The organism is Kitasatospora sp. NPDC059817 (assembly GCF_042731835.1).
In the GTDB taxonomy this organism is placed as follows: domain Bacteria; phylum Actinomycetota; class Actinomycetes; order Streptomycetales; family Streptomycetaceae; genus Kitasatospora.
In genome coordinates, this window is the sequence record NZ_JBHWIR010000029.1 from 27341 (window position 1) to 53719 (window position 26379).

Annotated in this window: 13 protein-coding genes and 1 riboswitch; of the genes, 4 read left to right on the forward strand and 9 right to left on the reverse strand. The window is 71.4% G+C overall.

Annotated features, from left to right (window positions below; all coding sequences use genetic code 11):
• Positions 1–88: 88 nt before the first annotated feature.
• The 4 genes from ACFV61_RS09210 to ACFV61_RS09225 form a co-directional block, all read right to left on the reverse strand.
• Positions 89–4414: an Eco57I restriction-modification methylase domain-containing protein gene (locus ACFV61_RS09210; RefSeq protein WP_380490855.1), complete on the reverse strand. Its 4326-nt coding sequence runs from the start codon at positions 4412–4414 to the stop codon at positions 89–91.
• Positions 4411–7623, reverse strand: coding sequence for a DISARM system SNF2-like helicase DrmD (gene drmD / locus ACFV61_RS09215; protein ID WP_380490857.1), 3213 nt, complete (start codon positions 7621–7623; stop codon positions 4411–4413). Before drmD ends, ACFV61_RS09210 begins: the two co-directional genes overlap by 4 nt.
• Positions 7624–7734: 111 nt before the next feature.
• Positions 7735–9024 carry a protein kinase gene (locus ACFV61_RS09220; protein WP_380490859.1) on the reverse strand — a complete coding sequence of 430 codons (1290 nt, stop codon included), beginning with the start codon at positions 9022–9024 and terminating at the stop codon, positions 7735–7737.
• Positions 9025–9108: 84 nt separating this feature from the next.
• Positions 9109–10047 (reverse strand): serine/threonine-protein kinase, encoded by a 939-nt coding sequence (locus tag ACFV61_RS09225; protein WP_380490861.1) that lies wholly within the window; start codon positions 10045–10047, stop codon positions 9109–9111.
• 117 nt (positions 10048–10164) lie between these two features.
• On the opposite strand from ACFV61_RS09225, the gene ACFV61_RS09230 reads away from it, so the two are divergent.
• Positions 10165–12342: a UvrD-helicase domain-containing protein gene (locus ACFV61_RS09230; RefSeq protein ID WP_380490863.1), complete on the forward strand. Its 2178-nt coding sequence runs from the start codon at positions 10165–10167 to the stop codon at positions 12340–12342.
• A 4-nt stretch (positions 12343–12346) separates the two neighbouring features.
• Here ACFV61_RS09230 and ACFV61_RS09235 read toward each other — a convergent pair whose 3' ends face one another.
• Genes ACFV61_RS09235 through ACFV61_RS09250 form a run of 4 tightly spaced genes read right to left on the reverse strand, consistent with a single transcriptional unit; the run spans position 12347 to position 20599 of the window.
• Complete coding sequence (locus ACFV61_RS09235; protein WP_380490865.1) at positions 12347–13582, reverse strand: TIGR02679 family protein; 1236 nt, start codon at positions 13580–13582, stop codon at positions 12347–12349.
• Between the two features lie 2 nt (positions 13583–13584).
• Positions 13585–17706, reverse strand: a complete 4122-nt coding sequence (locus ACFV61_RS09240; protein ID WP_380490867.1) for a TIGR02680 family protein — start codon at positions 17704–17706, stop codon at positions 13585–13587.
• Positions 17703–18989, reverse strand: a complete 1287-nt coding sequence (locus tag ACFV61_RS09245; protein ID WP_380490869.1) for a TIGR02678 family protein — start codon at positions 18987–18989, stop codon at positions 17703–17705. Before ACFV61_RS09245 ends, ACFV61_RS09240 begins: the two co-directional genes overlap by 4 nt.
• A 5-nt stretch (positions 18990–18994) precedes the next feature.
• Positions 18995–20599 (reverse strand): TIGR02677 family protein, encoded by a 1605-nt coding sequence (locus ACFV61_RS09250; protein WP_380490871.1) that lies wholly within the window; start codon positions 20597–20599, stop codon positions 18995–18997.
• 149 nt (positions 20600–20748) lie between these two features.
• Here ACFV61_RS09250 and ACFV61_RS09255 point away from each other — a divergent pair, with 149 nt between their 5' ends.
• Both ACFV61_RS09255 and ACFV61_RS09260 read left to right on the forward strand, forming a co-directional pair.
• A complete protein-coding gene (locus ACFV61_RS09255) occupies positions 20749–21219 on the forward strand; it encodes a GreA/GreB family elongation factor (RefSeq protein WP_363588321.1) in 471 nt (156 codons plus the stop codon).
• Positions 21220–21281: 62 nt separating this feature from the next.
• A complete protein-coding gene (locus tag ACFV61_RS09260) occupies positions 21282–23549 on the forward strand; it encodes an FdhF/YdeP family oxidoreductase (RefSeq protein WP_380490878.1) in 2268 nt (755 codons plus the stop codon).
• Positions 23550–23592: 43 nt separating this feature from the next.
• Here ACFV61_RS09260 and ACFV61_RS09265 read toward each other — a convergent pair whose 3' ends face one another.
• A complete protein-coding gene (locus ACFV61_RS09265; protein ID WP_380490873.1) occupies positions 23593–24891 on the reverse strand; it encodes a YhgE/Pip domain-containing protein in 1299 nt (432 codons plus the stop codon).
• A 211-nt stretch (positions 24892–25102) separates the two neighbouring features.
• A riboswitch (M-box (ykoK) riboswitch) is annotated at positions 25103–25280 on the forward strand.
• 326 nt (positions 25281–25606) lie between these two features.
• Here ACFV61_RS09265 and ACFV61_RS09270 point away from each other — a divergent pair.
• Positions 25607–26379: NRAMP family divalent metal transporter (locus ACFV61_RS09270; protein WP_380490875.1), on the forward strand; the 773-nt coding region annotated here is incomplete at its 3' end.

A 26379-nucleotide genomic window follows, 5' to 3' on the forward strand; every position in this document is an offset into this window, starting at 1 on the left:
CCCGCGCCATCGGGGCCGTTTTCCCACAACCCGTCAACAAAACCCGGGGGGCCGTCGGCCCCGGGCGCCGAGGCCCCCCCGCATCGCCCTAGAAAAGGGCACCCTCCGGCGGGAAGAGCCCGTCATCGCCGAAGCCGGCCGAGCTAGAGACGTTCAGACGCTCAGCCTTCCTGCGCCGCGCCTCCGCAGAGGGCGACGGAAGATCGGGCCGCAGGTTCGGCTTCTTGTGCAGCCCAAGGAACACCTCGTCGGTGTACGCCTGGTGGTTGAGGCGCCGAAGCCGGTCGATGATCTCCGTCCGAGCAAGTAGCCCGATGGTGTACCGAGTCCCCTGGTCGGTCTCGTGGAATCCATGATCCAGCGGAAACGTCTCGTGCGTCGGATCCGCCGGCCGGGTAGCCCCCGTGGGATCGAGCAGGTCGTACCACCCGTAGGCGGCGATGGTCGCCCGGTCAATCTCCTCGTGGATGGCCCGGAGTTCGACGATGTCGCTGTCTTCGCAGGAAGGGTCATGCACAAGGTTGTAGGTGGATGTTAGCCCGGCATTACGTCGCAACATCAACTCGCGACGAAAGCTATCAAGCCTTGCACCAATTGCCCGGAGGCCATCGGTGAGCGGCGGCCGGACAAGGGTCTCGAAAACGTCCGTAGGGGTGTAACGAAGGTCGCCCTTCATGGTCGAGGCACGATCAATGGCCCACCAATAATGAATGGCACTGCTCATCATTGCAAGTATGGCAGAATCGTCAGAGGCGAACACTCCAAGCAGGTGAGAGAACACCTGGCCAGTCGGCACCATGACTGGCATGACCGCCTTACTCACTAGCGCGATAACAACGCATCGGTCGAGCCCTTGAATTGCCTTCACCATCTCGCGTCGAGGGCGCCAATACTGCCACCATCGATCCATGAGACCTGGATACGAGCCCGGATCTTTCGCCTCACACTCAGGCCTGACATCCGACAGCAACTTGGCATAAGCCTTCGGGTAAGCACGAGCCTTCTCCTCAGGCCAGTCATGGAAGTTAATTACCCATCTGCTGGCATCATGACCCGAACTCGAATTTAGATCCTGGCCATTCAATAGAGGAGCCAGACATTCCGAGTATCTCTCATCCTCCTTGATCCAGCTGCGAGCGACTTCCTCCGGCAGACTGAACCCGTCAACAATGAGCACATACGACCCGATGAAGGACAGCCCACTGGCGCCCTGAAGTGGCTCCACCCAGTACGGTTCACGCGTCTTCGGACTGAGCGACGTCGAAATGCCGAACGACACCAGGTCCTTTCCTAGAACCCGCGCCGCATCTCGACCAGACGGTGTCCTGCTCGTCCAGACCACACAATACTCCAGCACGGCCGATCGCGAAGGCCACGGAGCACTCTTGATGGCGCGCCGAATCTCGACACCATCAGACTCCAACCGATCGAGCCCGACCTCGCGGGTGTCACCTTGAGCCAGCGAATTCGTTGCAATCAATCCGGTTTGGCCAACGCCATTAAGCAGCTCGTGCGCCCTCAACTCAAAATATGCCACGAGATCCGCGTGCCCACGCCTTCCTGAAGCGACATAGTCGATCAGGTACTCGCGGTAGGCTTCCCCCAACGCGCCCGTGAGCTTTTTTCCACCCAAGAACGGCGGATTCCCGACAATCGCGTCGAACCCACCCCGTTCCTGGAAGACCTCTGGGAATTCCAATGGCCAGTGCACAGGTTGCCGTTCAATCCCGTCGGCTGGGAGCTCGCTCGCAAGCCAGGCTGTAGCCAGGCGACGGGAATTCGACACCTCCGGCGTCTCCTCGTCCACCTCGCCGTGCCCGAGCGATTTCGCAGCGCGTGCCGCCAGTGGGAACAGATCCCTGACCCGATCACCGCCATTCGGCTCGTACCACTCCACGCGACCTGACGCGCATGTGGCCAGCGCAGCGCCAGCAACTAGGTCCCCGACGAGCTGGAGCCGAGCAGTGTGCTGGCGAACGTCCTCCAGGAGTTTGCGCTTCTCCGCCAGTGCTGGAAGATCTTCACCCCTTATTTCAGTGATGGCGTGGCGCTCCCGCACCGCCTCTTCGATCTGCCGCTCGGTATCGACGTCCGCGCCGAGAAGGTCTCCCTTCTCTACGACCAGGTGCACGGCCTTCAGCTGGTCAAGGCTGGTGATGCCGAGCAGTGAGTCACCTGCCAGCAGGCGGTCGTCAAGGAAGGTGAAAGGCCGGGTGGGATCCATGGAGACCAGCCACAGCGACAGCTTGGCCATCTCGACCGCCGCCGGGTTGATGTCAACGCCATACAGGCAGTGCTCGATGATCTCCCGGCGCGCTTCCACCACAACCGGGTCCGACTCTGCGTCGACCGCAGTCGCCACGTCGATCACACGGCCAGCCCGGAAGTCGACTGCCTCCTGCCTCTTCTCCCGGACCCAGGCGTCGATGAGGTTTTCCGCCAGATAACGGCAGGCAGCAACCAGGAACGCGCCGGAACCCATGGCAATGTCGGCGACCTTGAGCTTCAGGATCTCATCGGCCGACCTGTGCACCCAGTCCTCAGCCCGCGCCGTCTGAAGCGGCCCGACCTCGTACACCAGCGGCTCCAGCGCGTGTCGGACGACCTCCTCCGCCAGCTGCCTCGGGGTGTAGTGCGTCCCCGTGTTCTTCCGCAGCGAGGACTGCGTCACGTACAGCGCGCCTGCCGGCATCACCACCGGCAGATCCCGCAGGTCACGCCGGATGATGCCGAAGAACGGCAGCAGGCGCTCCACCAACTGGCCGTCACGGCAGGCCGCGTAGAGCAGGCGCTTCGCTTCCGTCTCGGCGTCCCCGGTCAGCGGCGCGAGCAGCTTCTCGACCTTCGCAGGGTTGCCGATCCCTGGCTTGGGTTCCTTGTACGCCTCGCAGATCTTCTTCGCGAGCGCCTTCACATCCCGGCTGGACGCCGCCATCAGCTCCAGGTCGCGGAGCGGGACCTCATGCTCCAGCCCCTCCGGCCCGATCAGCCCAACCACCGTGTCCACGGCCCGCTGCCCGTCGTACGAGAGCAAGCCCTCGTACACGTACCCGATCTGCTCAACGTCCAGCGCCCGGAAGGTGAGCCGACGCCGTTCCTTCTTCTTCCCCTTGCCGATCACGACGTACTGCACGGCCTGCAGCATGTGCAGCACAGTCCGGTCATCGATCGCCAGCAGCGGCGAACTCTGTTCCAGCCACGGGTACTTCGCCGGATCGAAGATCGAACCGCCGTACGCCGGCATCTTCAGCTCGGGATGCTTCACACCCCCGTACACCGCGTGGAACAGCGCGATGAGCCGGTGCCAAGCCGCCGTCGTATGCTCCAGCGAGGCTTCGCCCTCGGCCAGGGCCCGCGCCTCCAGGTCCGCACACAGCCGCCCCGCCGAGTACGACTCCGCGTACACCTGATCCGAGGACGGCAGCATCCCCCGCTCCTCCGCGAAGAGCAGGAACACCACCCGCATCATCACGGCGACCGCCGCCCGGTACACCTCCTGCGCACTGACCTCGTCCGCGTGCAGCCCCGCCGCCCCGCGCTCCATCGCCCGTGCGTCGGCCCGCCCGATCGCATCGACCAGCAACTCAACGGCCTGGCGGACCTGGAGACCAAGCGCGTCCGTGACTTCCTCGCCCGCCTCCAGGCTCTTCCTCAGCAGCCCCTCAAGCGTCTCTTCGGCCTCGTACTCGAAGAAGCGCCCCCGCCGCAGTATCGAGACCAATGCCCGCACGACGTTCCGCTCGACGGCCTCGTTCCAGCCCACCGCGTCGAAGAGCGCCGTCGTCGTGACCCCACCCACCGGCGCCCACACCAGGCACCACCAGCGTCCGTCCGTCACCAGCCCGAGCGGAATCCCATGCTCCCGACAGAGCCGCGCGAGCCGGTCAGCCGGCGTGGCCGACCACTCCCCTCCCCACGCCGCCCGCGCCGTCGGCACGGTCCCGCTCGGCACGACCATCCCGATCAGCGGCACCCGCTTCGCCGCAGCCGCCACATCCGGCTCAGCCGCCAGCTCGCCACCGCCCGGCTCGACAAGGGCGAAATCTGCCCGCAGCCGAGCCCCATGCTCCGGCACGTCCACCGTGAACCGGTCGAGAACCAGGTCATCGTCCTCGCCCTGCCGGAGGACCAGAGCGTCCCCCCACTCCAGCAGGTCCCGCAGCACATAAGCGACCCACTCGTCCCGCCCGGCCACCGCATCGACCTGCCAGTCCGCGTGGTGGGCGCGCAGCCGATCGCGCTGCTTGCGATCAACGGAATCCAGCTGCGGCCAGGCACTCAGCAGCGCCGGCATGGTGAGGAACGGCCCGGAGACCTCGGTCAGTTCGAGCCACTCCTGGTGCTGGGCACGGCCGTCGAGGGCCTTGGCCTTGGCGGCGGCAAGTCCACGGGAGGCGGCGGGGCGGGGGCTCATCGGGCGGCTTCCTTCTGCGGGATGACGAAGACGACGGCGACGGGGAACAGGTGCGAGCGAGGCTCGCGGTAGCGCTTCTCGATGGCCTCGAGTTCACGCTCACGCTCGACGGCGAGCCCGTCCAGTCGGGCCTGCCACCGCTCACGGTCCTCGCGGTACTGACGCTGCTCGACGGACGTCAGCTCGCGCTCGCCGAAGAACGCCAGCTGCTCGCCGATCCCGTCGCCCTCCTCCTTGAGTTTGGTACGCAGCGTCGTCTCGAAGCGGTCGAGCGTCGCCTGGATGCGCCGCTCCTCCTCCCCGCGCCGGTCGAGCAGGGCCCTCTCCAGCGAGGCCCGTCGCTCCCGGGAACGCGCCGTCAGCGAGTCGCTCAGTGGCTGGGCGAGCCGCGGCCAGGCCTCGGCCAGCCCCTTCTTCAGGTGCGGCGCGGCCTCGATGCCCGTGGTGAGCGCGTGCGAGAGCGTCGTCCCGAGGCCGCGCACGGACTCCCACCGCCGGAAGCGCCCGGTGTCGCCGAACCACCCGCCCGCGTACAGCACTTCCTCGTGCAACCTGGTCCCGTCGACGCCCACCAACACGTAGCGGGCGTAAGCGCCCACCAGCGTGGTCTCCACGGTCGGGTCGTCGGTGACCACGGCGGCCACCCGGTGCAGCCCGACACTGTCGGCGTTCCACACGGCGGCGGTGAGCAGCCGGGTCGACAGCGCGACCAGCGGATGCTTCAGGTGTGCCAGGACGACCTCGTCCCGTGCCTGCCCGGCGATCTTCGCGTCGAAGGTGACCGGCCGCAGCTCCTCGGGCCGCAGTTTGTGCGCGAGCCCCCGGGTGGCCCGCACCCAGGTGCCGGAGAGCGGCGGGACCTCGAAGAGGCCACCGTCGAAGTCCTCGTGGTGGTGGGGCAACAGGGTCTGCTGGTGATCCAGGGTGAGGGCGGTGTCGACGACGCGGCGGATGTTCTCGGGGGTGAGCCCGAGGGTGTCGACGGTCTCCTCGTACTGGTCCGCCAGCCGCTTCGCCTGCGCCGTGACGTTCTGCTCGTGCGCGACCGTCCCGCCCGTCGTGCGGCCCTTGATCTGCCGGGGCTTGGCGTGCTCGATGTCGACCGGGGTGTGGTCGCCCGTCATTCGGCGCTGCACGGCGTCGGCGATCACCGCATTGACCGAGCCGAGGTCCGCTTCCATCCGCGCGACCTTCACCGCGACCCGGGAGAGGAACTCCAGGTCGGCCTCGTACGACCCCACTGCGGCAGTACGCCAGCCGGAGCCGACGAAGTGGCGGATCTCCGGGTCCCTGCGCTGCCCCCAGCGGTCGATCCGGCCGATGCGCTGTTCGAGCTTGTTGGGGTTGAAGGGGATGTCGTAGTTGACCAGTCGGAAGCAGTAGTTCTGGAGGTCGATGCCCTCGCTGGCGGCGTCGGTGGCGATGAGGATCCGGACGCGCCCCTCCGCCGTGTCCGGCGCGGCCTGGAAGCCGAGCCGGATCTGTTCCCGTTCCTCGGTGTTGAGGCCGCCGTGCAGCTGGACGACGCGGCCGCCGTCGGTCATCTCCTCCTGCCGGAGGAGCTCGACCAGCCACTTCTGGGTGTCGCGGTACTCGGTGAAGACCACCACCCGCTCGTTCTGCCAGCGCTTGCCGTCCGGGCGGCAGACCGCCTTGAGGTAGGTGAGCAGCTCGGCGGCCTTGGAGTCGGCGGCGGCCTCGTGGGTGAGCGCCCAGCGTTCCATCTCGCGCAGCAGGCGCAGTTCCTCGCCGTCCTCCTCCGGGGTGAGCCGGGTGGAGCGGGTGAGCGCGTCGTCCTCGGCCTCGGCGAGGGCGAAGTCGTCGAGTTCGGCGGCGAAGTCGTCGAACTCGTCCAGCCAGTCCGGCACGTCCTCGGCGGCGGCACGCGGCCGGCCGGCCGTGTCGTCGAGGTGCCCGAGGTAGGTCCGAACGGTGTGCAGGAAGGCCGCCGGGGAGGAGAAGAGCCGTTTCTTCAGCAGCAGGGTGACCAGGTCGGCGGCCCGGCGCCCGCCCTTGGCCTGCTGGGCGATGCGCTTGCGGCGCAGGTCCGCGAAGCTGCTGACCAGGCCGTGGACCTCCAGCTCGGCCGGTGTGTAGTCGACCTGGAGTTCGCGGGTCTGCCGGGTGTGGAAGCGGTTGCTGCCGTCGGGGTTCTTGACGGTGCTCTTCAGCCGCCGCACGACGGTGTCGTCCAGCGCCGCCTTGTCGGGGTCGACGCCGCGGGCGAACCGCTGGTTGTCGATGAGTTCGAGCAACGCGGTGTACGACTCGGGGTATCCGTTGTGCGGGGTGGCGGAGAGGAACAGCCGGTGTTCGAAGTGCGGCACCAGACGGCGGATGAGCTTGGTCTGCTGGGAGTCGACGGCGTACACCTGCTTGGGCGCGGCCGGCGCCACGTGGTGCGCCTCGTCCAGCACCAGCAGGTCGAAGAAACGGCGCTCGGTGCCGTCCTCGTTCCGGGCGGCCTCGCCGACCGGTACCACCTCGTCCAGCAGTCGCTGCGCCTTGGTACCGCGCAGCCAGGGCAGGGAGACGATGGTGAGTGGGTGGACGCGGAACGGGTTGGCGGCGGTGCCGTGGGTGCGGCGCAGCCGGGCGCACTGCTCGGAGTCGACGATGGTGAAGTCGAGGCCGAACTTCTCGGCCAGTTCGTCCCGCCACTTGAGGGTCAGGCCGGCCGGGCAGACCACCATCACCCGGCGCGCTCGGCCGCGCAGCAACAGTTCCTGGACGACGAGGCCGGCCTCGACGGTCTTGCCGAGGCCCACGTCGTCGGCGAGGAGCAGGTTGACGCGCGGGGCACCGACGGCACGCGAGACGGGTTCGAGCTGGTAGGGCTCGACGGCGACGCCGGAGCGGAAGGGCGCCTGGAGGTTCTTGGCGTCGGCGGAGGCGACGGCGGACCAGCGGACGGCGTCGAGGAAGGCGGCCAGCCGGGCCGGCGGGTCATAGCGGCCGGTGGCAGCGTCGGGGAGGGAGCCCGCGGGCAGGACGCGACGGCCGGGCTCGATCTCCCAGATCACGCTGAGGGTGTCGCCGAAGCGGCCGTCGGCCACGGACTGGAGGTGCACCAGGGTGGCACGGCCGTCATCCGTGCCGAAGGAGGGATCGACCCGTGCGACGACCCAGCTCTGGCCGCGAACCTCGACCAGCTCGCCCTCTTCGGGGAGCCGCTCATCGTTTCCGCTGTCCCCGCGCCGGTCCGCCACGATCGGTCCGCCTTCCGTCGATTCTCCGGTTGCCGCCGAACTCGGTGCGCCTCCCCCAGTCGGCCGCCGCGGATCCTATCACAGGGTAATTCGTATACAGAGTTCACAACATTAGGTCGCCCCGCCCAGCAGCCGGTCGAGCCGTGCGATCAGCTCGACCGTCCGGACCAGCCCGGGATCGCCCTCCGGCAAACCGGCCCGCTGGGCGTCGCGCAGCTCCGTCAACAGCGTGCGGGCCCGCTCCCGCTCGCCGGCCCCGGCCGCAAGCTTGCCGATCCAGTACCGGGTGTCGAAGACGGACGGGTGCGCAGCGCCGAGAGCCCGCTCCTGGAACGGCAGCAACGCCTCGTACGCGTCCCGGGCCTCGGTCGATCGCCCGAGCATGGCCAGGCACCGGGCCGCGCCCGCCCGGCAGGCCAGCAGCTCCGGATCGTCCACGGCACGGCGGACGGCGAGCCTCTCCACCAGCTCGGCATACCCCTCGTGGGCACGCCCGGGCTCGTCGGCCTCACGCCACCGGTCGTACTGCTCCAGAAGCGCGGTGACGGATCCCGGCTCGTCGCCCCCGATCCCGCCGGCCGACCACCGCCACCCGATGTCGCGGACCTCGTCGGCCGAGGGGCGATCCGTCGGCTTCTTGGCCAGCAGCCGCATCACCAGGTCGGCGAACTCGGCGGGCGCGTCCGGTCGGTGCAAGGTGACCGGAGGCACCTCCTTGAAGGTGTGCTGGTACATCAGCATCACCGCATTCGGCGCGGTGAACGGCACTACGCCGGCCAGGAGTTCGTACAGCACACAGCCCAGGCCGTACAGGTCGCTCGCCGCGACCGGACGACCCTGAGCCTGCTCCGGCGCCATGAAACCCGCAGTGCCGGGCGTGGCGTCGGTCGCGGTGAGCCGAGGCTCGTCCGGAGCGGGCTCCAGCGCCGCTGCGATGCCGAAGTCGAGCACCTTGACCGCCCCCGCCGGGGTGAGCATCACATTCGACGTCTTGACGTCGCGGTGTATCACGCCATTGGCATGCGCGTACGCCAGCACCTCGGCTGCCTGCGCCGCGACCGTCGCGGCCCGCTGCACCGGAAACGGCCCCGGCCGCTTCAGCAGCGCCGACAGGGTGTCGCCCGGCACCAGCTCCATCACCAGGTAGAGCCGGCCGTCGTCGTGCCGGCCGCTGTCATGGACGACGGGCACACCGGGATGACTCAGGCCCGCCGTGAGCTTCGTCTCCCGGCGGAACCGCTGCTCCAGCGCGGCAGATGCATCGCCGTGCCCGTACGGGGCGAGGAACTTCACCGCGACCCGGCGGCCGGCCACACGGTCCCACGCGGCCCACACCTCGGCCATCCCGCCCCGGCCCAGGAGGTCCGCCAGCTCGTAGCGTCCCAGAATCTCCTGCCTCACGCGCCCCGTCCCCCGTCACAGTTCCGTTCGCACCACCACCACCCCTGACCCGGGGCATCCTCTCATCCCCTCGCAACCGTGCGGTCACACGGGGTAGGGAGCCTGCGGCAGTACGAACGGGCGCCGAGGATCCTCCGGTCCGAATCGGCGCAGGGCTCCCGGGCCGGGTTCCGCGGCGGGCAGGTGCGGCCCGAGCGTGCCGTACACCTCGGCAGCCGATCCGGGCCTGGCTTCCCGGTCCTTGGCCAGCAGCGCCGTGACCAGCTCCTGGAGACCCGCCGGGACGTCGACTCCACAGTCGGCGAGCAGCGGCGGCTTCCCGTCGAGGTGGCCGGCCACCAGTGCGAGCGGCGTCGGGGCGTCGAAGGGCGGACTGCCGGCGAGCATCTGGTGCAGCAGGCAGCCCACGCTGTAGAGGTCGCTGCGGGCGTCCAACGCCGGTGCTCCGGTGAGCAGTTCCGGTGAGGCGCATTGGAGGTTGCCCAGCTGCTCACCGGTCGAGGTGAGCCGGGGGCCACTGTCCGCAACCACCTTGACCAGCCCGAAGTCGAGGATCTTGACGACGCCGTCCCGGCCGACCATGACGTTCTCGGCCTTCAGGTCCCGGTGCACCAGACCCGCGGCGTGCGCCGCTGCCAGGCCCGAGCACACCTGTGCCGCCACCGCGACAGCGGACTCGACGTCCAGCCGTTCCTGTTCGTCCAGCAGCTGGCCGAGCGTCGCCCCCTCGACGAGCTGCATGACCAGCCAGCAGACCTCGTCCGTGATGGCGGCATCGTGAACCGTCGCGATGTTGGCGTGGTCAAGTGCCGCCGCCGCCTTCGCCTCCCGCTCGAAACGGCGCAGTGCACCGCCCCGTCCCGCCGGATCGGCCAACAACTCGGCAGAGACGACCTTCACGGCAACCACGCGGCCCAGATGCCGGTCCCGGCCCTGCCACACGTGGCCCATGGACCCACGACCCAGGGGGCGTTCCAGCCCGTAGCGCCCCCCGAGCACGGTGCCGCAGCCGATGCGCTCCATGCGCCTCCTCCCGCCTCGGGGAGTTTACGGTAGCCGTCCGTACGCGCCCCGAGTGATCGCCGAGGCCAGTACAGTGTGCACACTGCCCGACCGACCGAGTCGCACAAGGGGGCCCGCGTGGCGACGCTGGGTATGCACCGGGACTTTCTGCTGGAGTTCGCGGCGCTGGAGAAATCGGTGCAACGGCGGGTCTTCGAGGCCTTCGAGAAGTTCACCGGGGCGACTCACACCGGCGCGCACCTGGAGAAGCTCACCAGTCAGCGGGATCCGCGCATCCGGACCATACGGATCACCGACTTCTGGCGCGGGGTGGTGCTCAAGGAGGACGAGGGCGACAGCTATCTCCTGCTGAAGGTCCTCCCGCACGACAAGGCCAACGACTGGGCGTGCAAGCATCGAGGGTCGGTCAATGCCGCCACCCAGGGCATCGAGATCCGCAATGACGTCGCGCTGGAACGCGCCACCGAGTCCCTGAAGGCCCTCGCCGCCGACGAACCCCGGCGGCTCTTCGCCAACCGCTCCGACAAGGTGCTGCGCAGCCTGGGCATCGACGAGGAGGTCCTGCCGATCATCCGGCTGCTGCCCGACGAGGCCCATCTGGAGGCTCTCCACCGCGTCCTGCCGGAGCAGCAGTTCGACGTCCTGCTCGGCCTCGCGAGCGGGATGGAACCGGAGGACATCGACCGCGAGATCGTCCAGGCGTACACGCGGACAGCGACTCCCACGAGCGCCGCACAATCCGAGGACGGGCTGCTCTCGGCGATGGCCCACGCGCGTGGTCGGGTCGCCCTGGTGTCCGGCCCCGAGGAGCTGCTGGAGATCCTGGAGCGGCCGTTCGACAGCTGGCGGATCTTCCTCCACCCGGCCCAGTACCGGGTCGCCTACCGGGAGTCCTACAACGGCCCGGCCCGCGTGACGGGCGGTCCCGGAACCGGGAAGACCGTGGTGGCCCTGCACCGGGCGTACCACCTGGCGCGCCGATTGCCGGCGGACGCCCCGGACGGGTGCATCCTGCTCACCACCTTCACCAAGGACCTCGCCGCAGAGCTCGAACGCTGCCTGGCCCTGCTGGTCACGGACGAGCGGATCAGGGCGAAGGTCCGGGTCGTCAACGTCGACGCCCTGGCGAACGAGGTGCTCCGCCGCTCGCGCGGCGGCGCCCCGCTGAAAATCGTCTTCGACCAACGCGAGATCCTCTCCCGCTGGGGGCGGATCGCCCGGCGCCTCGGGCTCGAATTCACCGACGCCTTCCTCGACCAGGAGTGGCGGCATGTCGTGCTGGCCCAGGCGATCGAGAGCCCGGAGCAGTACCTGAAGGCTCCCCGGACCGGCCGCGGCAAGAGCATCAGCCCGCTGAAGAAGGCCCAACTGTGGCGTGCGATCGCGGCGTTCGAGGAGCAGCTGCGGCAGACCGGGGAGTGGACGTTCCTGCAGGTGTGCGCGCAGGCCGCCCGGGTGCTCGGCGAGCAGGAAAGCCGCCCGTTCCGGCACGTGGTCATCGACGAGGCCCAAGACCTCCACCCCGCGCAATGGCGGTTCCTGCGCGCGCTGGTCGCTCCCGGGCCGGACGACCTGTTCCTCGCCGGCGACACGCACCAGCGGATCTACGGCAACAAGGTCTCGCTACGCTCACTCGGGATCCAGGTGGTCGGGCGCTCCTCCCGGCTGCGGATCAACTACCGGACCACGCACGAGATCCTGAACTGGGCCGCATCCCTGCTCACTGGTGAACGGCCGGACGACATGGACGGCGGTGAAGAGTCCCTCACCGGCTACCACTCGACACTCCACGGTGCCCACCCCGAGGTGTGCGGCCACGGCACCAAGGCCGACGAGCTCCAGGACCTCGTCGCCCGAATCCGGGAATGGATCGCGTCGGGAGTATGCCCCGAGGACATCGGCGTGGCCGTCCGCTTCGTCCAGCTGGGCCGCGACATCGCCCAGGCCCTGGAGCGGGCCGGCACCCAGGCCTGTCTGCTCGGCGGGGGGTCGTCCGGGCCAGGCGTGCGAATCGGGACCATGCACCGGATGAAGGGGCTGGAGTTCCGCTGCGTCGCCGTGGCCGGCGTTAACGATGGCGTGGTGCCCATGCGCAGCGCGATCACCCCGAGGGACACGGACCCGCAGCAGCACCAGGAGGACCTCAACGGCGAGCTGAGTCTGCTCTTCGTGGCGTGCACACGGGCTCGGGAGGCCTTGCTCGTGTCCTGGCACGGCACGCCCAGCGCCTTCCTCGCCCCCGCCCTCCCGGCGCAGACCGCACAGCCTCAGCCGGCCCGGCTCCTCGCCCCGTGACCGGTCACCCCGCCAGGTCGGCGAGGAGGTCGTCCAGGACGAGCTCCTCCTCGATGCGTCGACCGGCCGTGAGCATTGCCTCGCTGAGCTCGGGGTCCCAGTCTGCCTCAGCTGGGGTGCCGGTGAGGGCCGCGGTCGCGGGGTGCGTGTCGAGGGCGGTGCGGTAGTCGGCGGCGGTGTACCGCCACGGGGTCCAGGGGACGTGGGACAGCAGCCGGGTGGCGATGCGCAGGCCGCCCCAGTCGAAGTCCCCGTGGTAGCGCAGCGTCCATCCGGTGTCGGCGTAGAGCCTCAGCAGGCGCAGGGCGGCCGTACTGGGCTGGCCCTGGACGCAGACCAGCGGTGCGCAGTCGGGGCCGAGTCGGTCCGCGGCCGCCAGGACGACGGCCGGGTTCTCGCACACGTACGCCGTGCCGCCGCGGGGCGGGCGAGGGGCGTCGCGGACGAGTTGGCGGAGCGTCAGCACGGCGGGCTGGCCGACCGATCCGAGTGCGGCGAGGGCCCGTCCGGTGGCGGTGTCCCGGTCGCCGGGGAGGTTGAGGGCGATGACCTGCGACGAGAGCTCGTCGAGCAGGAGCCCCGCTGCCGCCCAGGTGTCGCGCCGCGCCTGGGCGCCGTCGCCGGGCGGAGTACCGGTGAGGGCCCGGACGGCGTCCAGCGTGAGGGTGGCCAACGGGCCTTGGTCGAGGGCGTGGGCGTCACCGGTGTGTTCGGCGGCGAAGGTGCTGAGCGAGCGCGGCGGCGATGCCGGTAGGTGCGGCAGCAGGCGGGCCAGATCGGCGAGCAGCGGTGCGGCCTCCTCGGGGCCGCGGGCCAGCCGGCGGACGAGGCCGGTGGCGTGCAGGGAGGCGTACCAGTCGGCGAGTTGGGGGCGGGCGGCCACCACGGACGCGAGTGGGGCGAAGGCGTGCTCCCAGGCCAGGGCGAGCCGGTCGGCCGCTTCCTGTCGGGGTACGACCGGCCCGGTGAGCGCGACGACGGCGGCGGCCAGCCCGTCCGGGCTGGCGCCGCTGGCCCGCAGCACCCGGTCGACGGCGGCGAGGGACACGGAGAGCGAGCGCCCCGGACGCGGCGCGCGGCCCAACAGCCGGGTGACGGCGGCCCGTTCGGCGTCGGCCGCACCGGCCAGGGTGACCGTGCCGTCGAGTGGTCGGGCCGCCTCCATGCGGCGGCGCGCCCGGTCGAGCAGCCAGGTGAGTTCGGGTGCGCCGATCAGGCGCTGGAGCCGGGGCACGTCCATGGTCAGGAGAACACGCCTTCCTGCCGCTGGCCCGGCACCTCCGCGTCGGCCACGCGAGAGCGCCGGCGGCCGTCCCACTCCCAGCGGGTGACCAGGACGGCGGCGATCTCGTCGACCCGGGAGAGCTGGGCGATGGCCAGGCCCGGGACCTCCGGGTAGCAGCCCCATTCGCGCTCGGAGGTCATCACGACGTCCAGGTCGAAGGCGGTGAGCAGGCCGAGCGACTTGGCGCGGGAGTCGTCGTCCACCCCGGCGAACGCCTCGTCCAGGGTGACCAGGCGCGGCGCGTACGGGCTTCCGGCCGAGGCGTAGTGCGAGGAGGCGGCTGCGAACAGCGGGAGCGAGACGGAGAGCACCCGCTCGCCGCCGGAGGCCGGGCCGGTGGCGGACTGCCACTTGCCGTGCTGGTGTCGCTCGATGCCGAACTCGTGCCAGGAACGGTAGTCCAGGGCCGCGGTGAGGTGCTCCAGCCAGGTCCCGGACGGGTTGTCGGTGCGGGCGCGCTCGATCTGCGCCTGGAGGAAGTCGCCGAGGGCGGCCCGGTCGGCGGCGGTCCAGGCGTCGGAGGACTGGCGCAGGAGGCGGTCACGGGCGGCCGCCAGGCCGCCGGGCGCGTCGCGGGCGGGCCGCCACACCAGCCGGAGCAGCATCCCGGTGCTGGTCGGGCGGTCCTTGAGCTCCCCGTTCATCCGCAGGACCTGGTGCTCGGCGGCGCTGACGAGTTCCTGAAGGGTGCCGGCCACCTCGGTGATCAGGTGGTTCTCCAGGATCTCCTGCTCCCGGGCGGAGAGCAGCCGTTGCCGGTCGGCGACCTCAGAGGCCAGGGCGGCGGCCAGCTCGGGGACGGAGCGTTCGCGGCCCTGGAAGACGATGTCGACGACCAGGCCCTCCTCCAGCATCCGGGCCGCCGCGCTGTGCCCGTGGCGGGCGAGGGCGTCGGAGAGCTCCTTGAGCTCTTCGGTGATCCGGCGCTGAACACGTTCCCAGGCCGGGTCGGCGTCGTCGACGGATTCCAGCTCGCGCTCGACGGCCCGGGCCAGGCGGACGGCCGGCTCGGGGGCCCAGGAGTCGCCGGCGTGCTCCTCGGCGAGGTCGGGCAGGGCGACGACGAGCAACCCGGTGGCGGCGAAGCGGCGCAGTGCGTCGATCGCTTCGGCGCGGGTGCGGGCGGTGTCCTCGATCTCGATGCGGACCCGGGTCCGCAAGGCGTCGGCGGCGGCTTGGCGGCCGGTGGCGGCGTTCTGCTCCCGGCGGGTGGCCCGCTCGCCCTCCTCGCACCCCCGCAACGTCTCGGCCACGTCGGCGAGTTGGCGTTGCAGCTCGGCGACGGCGGCGCCGACGGTGGCGGCGAGCGTCTCGTGGCGCTCCCCCGCCGTGACGGCCTCCCGCGCCGCGTCACGCGAGCGCTCGGCCAGCTCGGCGACGCGCTCGGCGGCCCGGCCGTGGTCGACGGCCTCGGCCGCCAGCGCGGTCCGGGCGGCCCGGGTCTCCCGCACGGCGGGCCAGAGTTCGGCCAGGGTCTCCCGGTAGGAGCCGAGGGCCTCGCGGGCCTGCCGCAGACCCGCACCGGTGGCGGGCAGGCCGAGTTCCCCGGCCAGGTCGTGCAGTTCGGCGGTGGAGTGCTCGGCAGCGGCGGCGGCCGCGGCAGCGATCCGCTCGGATTCCCCGCGGCGCTCGGCGGCGCGCGCGTGCTCACGGTGGGCCGCCGTCGCCACGGCGTGCGCACCGCGCAGGGCGGCGTCGTCCGGCAGGGCCGCCTGCTCGGCCGCCAGGGTGCGGACGTCCGCCTCCACCCGCGCGGAGCGGTCCGCGAGGTCCGCCGACTGCTCCGCGAGTCGGGCGAGGTCCGTCTCGACGACGGCCGTCCTGGCCCGCCGGGCCTGCTCGCGGGCACCTTCGCCGAGGTACTCGGCGGCCGGTTTGGACCAGGCGCCGGCCAGCGAGCCGAGGCGGAACCGCCCGTCCAGGCCGATCCAGCTGCCGGCGTGGGGCAGTTCCTCGCCCACGTGGAGCAGGCCGATGCCGGCGAGGAGCCGATCGACCAGTTCGTCGGGGAGAGCGGCCGCGGCCGGATCGGACCGGTCCACCGCCGGGCGCAGTACGGCGGTGAGCGAGGCGCCGTCCACCGGTGCGCCGACGGTGGCCAGGATGTCGCCGATGCCTGCCGCGGCCACCGTTCCGTCGGGAGCGACCCAGGCGTCCAGCAACCCCGAGGCCTCCAGGGCGGCTTCCAGTTCGGCGGCCTGAGCGGGCGCCAGGTCGTCGGCGACGTCGACCAGCTGCCACAGCGGCGCGCCCGGGCGGCCCTGTCGGGCCTCGCGCGCGCGGGTGTGCGGGGCCTGCGGACCGCGCCGGCCACCGCGCCGGAGTTCGGCGAGCTCGCCTTCCAGCCGGTCCCTGCTCTCGTCGACGTCCCGCTGCTGCGACTCCAACGCCGCCCGAAGCCGCGCGAGTTCGGCGCCGACGGTGGAGGCTGCCTGCTGCGCCGCCACCCGGGACGGGTCGGCGCCGGCCAACGTCCCGACCCACTGGTCCAGTTCGTCGAGCATTCCCCCGGGGTCGGCGGGGCGCAGCAGCCGGCATCCGGTGAGGTACGAGCGGACGGCCGCGAGGTAGTCCCGGCCCTCCCGCGCCGTGCTCTCCTCGGCCTCGGCCCGCAGCTCGGCCCGGTGGGCCAGTTCGCCGTCCGCGTCCTCCCGCCGACGGCGGGCCCGGTCCAGCTCCCGGATCGAGTCCTGGGCGGTCGCGAGGTGCTCCTCGACCAGCGCGATCGAGCGCTGGCGGCGGTCGGTGAACTCGGCGGCGTTGTGCTGCGCCGTCCCGGGGACCTCTCCCTCGACGAGGGGGCGGACAGCCCGCTCCGCGTGCTCCCGTTCCAGCCCGGCCGTGCTCGCCGCGGCCAGGGCCTGGTCCAGTACGACGCCCTGAGCACGCTCGGCGGCCTCCGCGCGGGACCGCGCACCGCCCAACCGGGCGGCGCACCGCGTCAGTTCCTCCTCGGCCCGCAGCCGGTCGGCCTCGGCGCGTTCGGCGTCCCGCGCGGTGCGCCCGGCCAGGGCGGCGGCCTGCTCCAGTTCGCGGGCGCTGCGCATCTCCGGACCGGCCCGCAGGGCCTCGTCCCTGGCCCGCAGACCGGTGCGCCGGCGGTCCAGCTCCTCCAACCGGGTCTCGGCCTCGGCGAGTGCGGTGCCGGCCGCCTCGAAATCCTGTTCGGCGGTGTTGAGTTCGGCCCGCAGCGCCTCGTAGCGGGAGTGCTGCGTGCGGGGGGCGCGGGCCTTGCGCCGGGCCGCCACCCGGGCGTAGCGGCGGTAGTGCTGGAGGAAGGAGCCCGCCGCGCGCTCGGCGGCGGCCATCACCGCCAGCTGCTCCTTCTCCTCGTCCAGTGAACGGAACGCCTCCGCGACGTCGGCGACCACGGCCTGGTCCATCGGCGGCAGCGATTCGGTCAGGGCCCGGGAGAGCGTCCTCTCGCTGGGCCGCTTCGACAGCTGCGGCTGGCGCAGTTGTACCAGCAGGTCGACCAGGGCCGAATACCGCTGCTCGCCGAGGCCGAACAGCGCCTCGTCCACCGCGCGCCGGTACGCCCGCGCCGAGTCGTACAGCAGGCCCCGGCCGTCCAACGCCTCGGCCAGCCGGTCACGGCCGATCGCGGCGCCGGTCGAATCCACCAGCCGCAGCTCCGGACCGATCCGCCGGTCGGTGACGAAGTACCAGTGGCGGGCGATGCCCCGGCCGCTGACCGCCTTGAGTCCGCAGCCGAGCGTGGTGTAGTGCGCGGTGCCGTCCTGGTCCAGGCGGCCGAACTCGATCCAGGTGTAACCGAGCCGCTCGGGGTGCGGGTGCTCGCCGCCGAGCAACAGGTTCCACTCCATCCGCTTCTTCGGGTCGGCGTCCGGCTCCACCCGGTGCGGGGAGAGGTCGCCGTCCAGCAGGAAGGGCAGGGTCAGGGCGAGCACCTTGGACTTGCCGGTGCCGTTGTTGCCGCGGAAGAGCAGTCGGCCGTCGCGGAAGTGGAACTCCTCGACGTCGTAGTAGAAGAGGTCGACCAGCCCGACCCTCAGCGGCTGCCAGCGCGTACGGGTGGGCAGGGGCAGGGGCAGCCGCGTCCTGGCGGTGGTGTTCATCGGGTCCTCGCGCCCTTCGTGCGGCCGGCAGCCGTCTTCGTGTTCTTCTTCGGATTCTTCCGGGGCGCACTCTGGCCCGGTTCCAGCAGGACGGTCTCACCGACCCGGTAGCGGTCCAACGCCGGCCTCGGCCGCACCAGGGCGGCGCCGTCCGAGGCCACCGCGCGATCCAGCAGCCCGAGCGCGGTCAGCCGGTCCACGGCCTGCTCGGCCAACTCCACCTCGGCACCGGGAGCGGTGGCGCTCCGCCGCCAGAACCCGGCGTGCTCCAGGGCCCAGCCGGCCACCTGCCGGTGCACGTCGGCCAGCGGGACGGTGCCGCCCCGTCCGGCGAGGTACTCGGCCACCAGCAGCGCCACGTGGCCGTCGGTGCCGGACTCCGGCATCCGCAGGTCCGTCAGATCGTCGTCCGGGTCCACCATCGCCAGGCCTTCCGCCCTCACCTCCGCGACCAGGCCGGTGAGTTCGGCGACGCGCCGGGTCAGCGCGCCGCGTTGGGAGGTGAGGTAGGCGCTCTCGCTCTCGGTCAGTCCGTCCAGGTAGAGCACCGGATCGTCCAGCAGCCGACGGGAGAGGGTGTGCCGCAGCGCCCGGTTGCGCAGTTCGTCGCTGTCCGGCAGCACTTCGGCGTTGAGTTCGGCGAGCCGCTCCTCGAAGCCGTCCGCGCGCACCGTGCTCGGGCCCCGCCGGGAGACGAGCAGGACGGCCAGCACCCGGCGGTCCACGTCGTACAGGGCGTCCCCGGCCGACTTCAGGAAGGCATCCTCGTCGCCGGCCACCTTGGCGAGCACGCCCCATTCCAGCAACAGCCGGACCACCGCCACCAGATCGGTGCGCTGCTCCCGGTCGGCGAGGGTGAATTCCACCCCGGCCGCGTCGAGCGCCGGATCGGCCGCCGCGAGCACCACCTGCTCCGCCAAGCGGCCCAGCGCGATCTGCTGCTCGGCGCGTTCCAGCACCGCCAGGCACAGACAGACCAGGACGTAGCGGCGCCGCGAGAACGGCAGGCCGGTGCGCTGGTCGCGGGCCGGATGCGTGGGATCGTCGGGCCGGCCCGGAATGCGGCGCAACCGGACCACCTCCGAGTCCACCGACAGCGCCCAGCCGGTGTTCCGGTCGAACCAGGTGCGCAGCTCCGTCGCGTACTGCCGCACGAGGCGGAACTCGTCGGCGTGGGACCCACCCGCCCGCAGCAGCGGACGACGCAGCAGCGCCCGGGCGGCTCGACGGACCTCCGCGGAACGCTGCGCGGCGAGCACGTCGCCCAGGCGGTCGTCACTCACGGTCGTCACTCACGGTCGGCCCCCACGGGATCGTTCTCGTTCGCCAGGTCGATGATCTCGACCAGATGTTCCGGGCCCCACAGCACGCCGTCGAGGGTGCGGATCTCGGCGATCCCGCCGCCGCGAAGCCTCGTCAGCCTGATCTCCATCGTCCCGTCGTTGGTGGTGGCCGCGATCGAATCCGCGCCCGGACGCCAGGCGGACAACGCGTCGCCGAGGAGCAGCAGGAACAGCCGGAAGGCCTCCCGGTCCAGTTCGTCCAGCTCGCTGAGCCGCACCTCGCCCCGGGTGGCCAGCCGGGCCCGGACCGCCGCCGTCTGCTCGGCCTGCTTGCGGGCCAGCTCGGCCAGGTACGCCTTCGCCTCGCCACGGTCCTGCACGGACCGCGACCGGCCGCGCCGCTCGTACGAACCGGTGCGGCGCAACTGCGGACTGATCCGCACGCCCGCCGCGTCGTACCAGGACGCGGAGGCGGGCACCGGCTCGGTGTCCCGTTCGGCCAGCGATTCCTGATCGATCGTCAGATGCCTCGCCGAGTACAGTCCGAACGCCGAGCGCCACAGCCGGTGCCGGGAGTCGTCGTCGGGCGCCTCGGCGAACCACCGGGCGAGTTCGCGGAAGTCCGCCGAGCGATCCGATCGGCCCGCCCTGCGCTCGTTCAACGCCTGGACCACGCTGAGCAGTTGGGGAATCGCCTGGCGGGCGGCGGAGCGCAGCAGCTTGGCCTGCGAACTGCGGCCCGGCACGCTGAGGAACCAGGCCCGCAATCCGTCCCAGCGGCCGGTCCAGCGCCGCTCCCCCGCCGCCAGCGCCTCGGCGGCCAGGTCCGGAGCGGCGTCGGCGGCCTCACGCTCGACGGCCAGGCGCAGCAGCGGCCCGATCCGCCCGTCCTGGGACGCGCCGAGGTGCTCCAGCAGCCCCGCGATCTCGGCGCCCCGGGTCACCAGGTCCTCGATGAACCGCTCCAGGTAGTCGATCAACCGCTGTTTGTAGGCGAGGAACACCTCGACCTCGGCCTCGTGCAGGTCGACCGTCCGCTGGAGCGAGCTCATGAACGCGCGGGCGTTCTCGGCCAGCCCCGAGAAGCGGTCCACCAGGGCGAGGAGCGCGAGGTGCGTCACCGCCGGGTCCGGTTCGTCCCGGTCGGCCAGCGCCAACAGCGCCCGCAGGTGCACGGCGATGTCGGCGAGGGCGACCGCCTGCAACTCGCCCCGCCGGCCGAGCGCAGCGTCGTACGCCGCCAGCGCCTCCTCCGCGGCCTCTCCCGCGCGGGTGAGCTGGTAGATGTACCGGGAGCGGTAGAAGTCCTCCAGGGCCGTGACCCGGCCGGTGTCGGGATCGGGCCGCAGGTTCCCCCACTTGGCCAGTCGTTCCAGCGCGGTGGCCACCGCCTCCACCGACGGTCGCCCCTCCGGCGGGAGGCCCAGGTGGACGTCCTCCGGGCGCAGGTGGACGGTGAACTCCTGCTTGGCCCGGACGAACACCCCCATCACCTGCCGGTAGAGCTCGCGGCCCTCGGTGGCGAGATGCGCGAACGGCCGGTATCGCTCGTCGGCTCGGTCGGTGTCGCCGACCGGCGGGCCCGCACTCGGGTCGTCGACGCTGGTCATGGGCGTCATTGTGCCGGACGGCCGTACCCGCCCGAACCAATTCGGCGGATCCGGGCACATCCGGCGGCCGGATTTGCCGGGGGTGCGGGGTGGTGGGGTAATGGAAGCGACCCGTGCTTGAGCGTTCCGCGAACGACCCGGGAGCAGCCATGACAGACGGTCCCGAGCCCATCAGTGCCGAGGCCCTGCGCGCCGTGCAGGAGGAGCTGGCCGAGCTGCGCGGCGAGCGGGCGAAAGTGGTGGGGACGCTGCGCGGGGAGGACGTGGGCGACCGGGCGGACGCGGCAGACGAGTTGCAGCGGGCCGACGACGTCGCCCGGCTGGACGAGCGGATCGCCGAGCTGGAGGCCCGGGTCCGCGAGGGGGCCGCCGCCGGGCCGCCGTCCACGGAGGTGGTGGGGGTGGGCTCCACGGTCACCGTGCGGTTCGCGGACGGGGTGGAGGAGACCGTCGAGGTGGCGGAGCTCGCCGAGGTGCGGGAGGAGACCCTGGTGACCGCCGACAGCCCGCTCGGGCGGGCGCTGCTCGGGCGGCACGCCGGGGAGACCGTAAACTACGAGGCGCCGAACGGCGCGGCGAGCGCGGTCGTGCTGTCGGTCGGCGGACGGCGGGCTTCGTGAGCTCCCCCGACGACCGCGCGCAGGACGACCCCCAGCAGGAGCCCGCCCGGGACGAGCCGGCCGTGGGCCCCGACCCCGTCGGGCCGCCGCAGTTCGCGCCGTACCACCACCCGGCCGCAGGCTGGGGTGCCGCGAAGAGCGTGACGCGCTTCCTGGTCAAGGAGGGCGCGTACGTGGACGGGCCCCGGGCGATCATGCGGATGAACCACGAGAGCGGCGGCTTCGACTGCCCCGGGTGCGCCTGGCCGGACGACACCAAGGGCCTGCACCTGGACATCTGCGAGAACGGCATCAAGCACGTCACCTGGGAGATGACCCGCAAGCGGGTCGGCCGCGACTTCTTCGCCGCCCACTCGGTGACCGAGCTGTCCGGGTGGAGCGACTTCGCGCTGGAGGACCAGGGCCGCCTCACCGGGCCGATGGTGTACGACGCCGGCTCGGACCACTACGTCCCGATCAGCTGGAAGGACGCCTTCGAGCTGGTCGGCCGCACCCTGCGCGAGCTGGACGACCCGAACCGGGCCGCCTTCTACACCTCCGGCCGGCTCGGCAACGAGGCCACCTTCCTCTACCAGCTGATGGCCCGCGAACTGGGCACCAACAACCTGCCGGACTGCTCCAACATGTGCCACGAGGCCAGCGGACGCGCCCTCCAGGCCTCGCTGGGCACCGGGAAGGGCACGGTCGACCTCAAGGACTGGGAGGTCACCGACGCGCTGTTCATCATGGGCGTCAACGCCGCCTCCAACGCGCCCCGGATGCTCACCGCCCTCGCCGACGCGCACCGCCGCGGCGCGCAGATCGTGCACATCAACCCGCTGATCGAGGCGGCCGCCACCCGCACCATCGTCCCGCACGACTTCGTGGACATGGCGCTGTTCAAGTCCACGAAGACCAGCACGCTGAACCTCCAGCCGCGCATCGGCGGCGACATGGCACTGGTGCGCGGCATGGCCAAGGCGATCCTGGAGCAGGCCACGGCCGACCCCCAGGCCCTGGACCGGCAGTTCATCGAGCGCCACACCACCGGGTTCGAGGCCTACCGCGCGCTGTGCGGGGCCACGCCCTGGGAGGAGATCGAGCGGCAGAGCGGGCTCGGCCGGGCCGAGGTCCTCAAGGCCGCCCGGGTCTACCGCGACGCCGACCGCTCCATCGTCAGCTGGTGCCTGGGCGTCACCCAGCACGAGCACGGCGTGGACACCGTGCGGGAGATCGTCAACCTCCTGCTGCTGCGCGGCAACCTGGGCCGCGAGGGCGCTGGCCCGTCGCCGGTGCGCGGGCACAGCAACGTCCAGGGCAACCGCACCTGCGGCATCGACCACCGCCCCTCACCCGAGTTCCTGGACCGCCTCGCCGAGGCCTGCGGGATCGACCCGCCGCGCGCGCACGGCCTGGACACCGTCTCCGCCGTCGAGGCGATGCGGCGCGGCGAGGTGACGGTCTTCGTCGCCATGGGCGGCAACTTCGCGCTCGCCGCGCCCGACACGCCTTACACCTACGAGGCGCTGCGCGGCTGCGAGTTGACCGTCCAGGTGAGCACCAAGCTGAACCGCAGCCACCTGGTGCACGGCCGCCGGGCGCTGATCCTGCCGTGCCTGGGCCGCACCGAGAAGGACCACCAGCGCGGCGGGGTGCAGAGCACCTCGGTCGAGGACTCGATGAGCATGGTGCACCTGTCCGTCGGCATGAAGCGCCCGGCCTCCCCGCACCTGCTGTCCGAGCCCGCCATCGTCGCCGGGATGGCCCGCGCGGCGCTGCCGGACAGCGGGACACCGTGGGAGTGGTACATCGAGGACTACGACCGCATCCGCGACACCATGTCCCGGGCCCTGGACGGCTTCGAGGACTTCAACCGCCGGGTGCGGCTGCCCCTCGGGTTCCGGATCAAGCAGCCGGCCCGCGAACTGGTCTTCCTCACCCCCTCCGGGCGGGCCGAGTTCTCCACCGCCCCGCTTCCCGACGTCGTTCCCGCCCCGGGCACCCTGGCGCTGGGCACCATGCGCTCCCACGACCAGTGGAACACCACCATCTACTCCGACAACGACCGCTACCGGGGCGTGCGGAACCTGCGCACGCTGGTCTTCCTGAACACCGACGACATGCGCGAGCGCGGCATCGCCGAGCTCGACCCGGTCGACATCACCAGCACCGCGAAGGACGGCAGCACCCGCACGTTGAACGGCTACCTCGCGATCCCGTACGACATCCCGCGCGGCTGCGCGGCGGGCTACATGCCCGAGATGAACGTGCTGTGCGCGATCGGCGACTACAGCACCCAGAGCGACCAGCCGATCATGAAGCACCTCAAGGTCACCGTCACCAAGGCGTAGGAGGCGTAGGGATCAGGCGCGGCGCCTACGCCGACGACTACGTCTACTCCGACGGCTGCGGCGTCCAGCGGTGCAGGCCCTTGCGGTCGTAGTACCGGGTCATCCCGAAGCCGAAGGCCAGGGCGAGCACCACGCCGACCGCGATCATGGTCCAGCCCCGGGCCAGGCCCGCGTCCGCCCGGGCGTCGAAGAACAGGATCGCCCGGATGCCGTCGCTGAGCTGGCGCATCGGCTCGAAGACGCTGAGGAAGCGGTAGAAGCCGGGCACCGCCTGGAGCGGGATGGTCGCCCCCGAGGAGGGCAGCGCCAGCGCGATGAAGACGAACATGGACACCAGCTGCCCGATCCCGCCGAACGCCGCGTTGATCGCCTGGACCCCAAGGCCGACGGCGAGGCTGGCGCAGTAGGCGAAGACCCAGAGCAGCGCCTGGTGCGGGGCGTCCATGCCGAGGACGGTGACCGAGCAGAGCATCACCAGGGTGGTGGTGAGCAGCATGATGCCGGCCGTCATGACCATCTTCAGCAGCAGGGTCTGGGTGCGGGTGATCGGGACGGTCGGGCGCCGGGTGTGCCAGGGGCCGAGCTCGCTGTCGCTGTAGCCGAGCGCGGTGTCGACGCCGTTGTGGATGATGTTGCCGCCGATGAAGCCGGTCAGCACGGCCAGCAGGGTGTAGTAGAAGGCGCTCAGGCCGAGCCCGCTGTGGGTGCCGATCGGGTGGCCGACCCGGGTGGTGACGGCGAGCGGGTCGGCGAGCAGCAGCCGCGCGGTGGCGCTGGTGCCCGTGCCGGAGGCAGTGGGCGGCACGGCCGCGGTCAGCTCCTTGCCGAGCGCCAGCGAGGCCTGGTGGGCGGCGGACTGGGTGATCTGGGAGGCCAGCGAGGAGCCGAGGCTGCCGAGGCCGGGGTTGGTCAGCACCGTCAGGGTGGGCCGTTCGGTGGCCCGGCCGGTGGTCAGTGCCGCCACGTCGGCGGTGAACGCCTGCGGGACGAGCAGCGCACCGTAGACCTTCCCGGTGGAGAGCTGGTCCATCGCTTCGGCCTGGTCGACCTGGCGCCAGTCGACGGTGTTGCCGGGCGTCCCGGCGACGATCTCCCGGGTGAGCCGCGCGCCCAGGCTCTCCGTCCGGCCCGGCGGCGGCGGGCCCTGATCCGCGTTCACCAGGGCGATCGGGAGCCGGTGCAGGTGCCCGGTCGGGTTGAGGATGCCGCCCATGTAGAGCAGCGAGAGCACCACGGCCAGCAGGCCGCACAGGATGCTCGGAACGAGCCACAGCTTCGCGTGGCGGGCGAGCACGAGGGCCCGCGCCTGCCGGGGACCGTCCTGGGAGCCTGCGGACGCCATGCCACCCCTCGGATTCGGGCGCAACCTGGTGCTGCTGCCGATGCGGTGGGAAGTCGTTCCGTGGCGGCCCGGCGGCAAAACCCCACGTCACCCGATCCGCCCCGCCGTGCCTCGCCGCGCCCCGGCCGGGGCAGCCGGGACAGAAGGTAAAGGTTCTACCAAGTACGCAAGTATCGGCCTCCGCGCGGTCTATGCTTCTGGAGGTTTGAAGAAGGCACCTCGTTCGGTGAGGCTTCTTCACGGACACAGGCCACTGATCCGACGACGTCGAGAGACGCCCAGGGTTAGGACAGATCTTCCCGACCTAAGGGTTGATCCGAAGTGGCTTCCGGCCCGACCGGGCTGGACACGCCGTGGAGTGCCAAAGCTCTGACGAGTTGGGGTGAACCGGCGGTCGCTTCGCGCGCCGGCGAACTCCTTGCCGCGTCGATCACACGCACCACGGGGTGCGTCGACCGGGAGGAGGCGAGAGACATGGATTGCAGTAGTCCGGGCCACAGTTGCCCCTGCCCCCGCTTGCCCTCGCACACTCCCGGCACGCGGTAACGACCCTCCCTGCGCACAGCTCTGACGGCTCATCACCTCGACACCCGGCTTCGCCGTGCCCGAACGGGCCCGCACCGCCGGGTGGCGATGCGCCGCGCCCGTCCGCAGGGGGATCGCCGCCGTGCGCCCCCGATCGCCCCGCCTGCCCGGGGCCCACGGGAGGATCGTCATGACCACCAACGCCACGCTCGACTCCAAGGTCCCCGCCCCGCGTTCAGCGGTACTGGACGACGCCCACGTCGGCGACATCAAGGGTGCGCTCGGCACCATCCGGCTCGACGACACCACGCCGCGCCACGGCCTGTCCGCGCGGCTCAAGACCCTGCTGGCGATCGTGGGCCCCGGCCTGATCGTGATGGTCGGCGACAACGACGCGGGCGCCTTCTCGACGTACGGGCAGGCGGGGCAGAACTACGGCACGCAGCTGCTGTGGACGCTGCTGATGCTGGTCCCGGTGCTGTACGTGAACCAGGAGATGGTGCTGCGCCTGGGCGCTGTCACCGGTGTCGGGCACGCCCGGCTGATCCTGGAGCGCTTCGGGAAGTTCTGGGGCGCGTTCAGCGTCATCGACCTGTTCCTGCTGAACGCGCTGACGCTGGTCACGGAGTTCATCGGCGTCACCCTGGCGGCCGGGTACCTCGGGCTGCCGAAGGTGGCCGCGGTGGTGCTGGCGGCGGTGGTGATCATCGCCTCGGCGTTCACCGGCTCGTTCCGGCGTTTCGAGCGCGTCGCCGTCACGCTGTGCGTGGGTTCGCTGCTGCTGGTGCCGATCTACTTCATGGTCCACCCGAAGACCTCGCAGATGGCGCACGACTTCACGGTGCCGAGCATGCCGGGCGGCTCCGGCCAGCTGGCGGCCGTGATGCTGGTGATCGTCTCCATCGTGGGCACCACCGTCGCCCCGTGGCAGCTGTTCTTCCAGCAGTCGTACGTCATCGACAA

What these genes read in the sequence shown, in the direction of transcription:
- ACFV61_RS09225 (WP_380490861.1), bottom strand. Translation starts at nt 10,047, where the DNA reads ATGGAGCGCATCGGCTGCGGCACCGTGCTCGGGGGGCGCTACGGGCTG.
- ACFV61_RS09255 (WP_363588321.1), top strand. Translation starts at nt 20,749, where the DNA reads ATGACAGACGGTCCCGAGCCCATCAGTGCCGAGGCCCTGCGCGCCGTG.
- ACFV61_RS09240 (WP_380490867.1), bottom strand. Translation starts at nt 17,706, where the DNA reads ATGAACACCACCGCCAGGACGCGGCTGCCCCTGCCCCTGCCCACCCGT.
- ACFV61_RS09250 (WP_380490871.1), bottom strand. Translation starts at nt 20,599, where the DNA reads ATGACCAGCGTCGACGACCCGAGTGCGGGCCCGCCGGTCGGCGACACC.
- ACFV61_RS09265 (WP_380490873.1), bottom strand. Translation starts at nt 24,891, where the DNA reads ATGGCGTCCGCAGGCTCCCAGGACGGTCCCCGGCAGGCGCGGGCCCTC.
- ACFV61_RS09235 (WP_380490865.1), bottom strand. Translation starts at nt 13,582, where the DNA reads ATGGACGTGCCCCGGCTCCAGCGCCTGATCGGCGCACCCGAACTCACC.
- ACFV61_RS09210 (WP_380490855.1), bottom strand. Translation starts at nt 4,414, where the DNA reads ATGAGCCCCCGCCCCGCCGCCTCCCGTGGACTTGCCGCCGCCAAGGCC.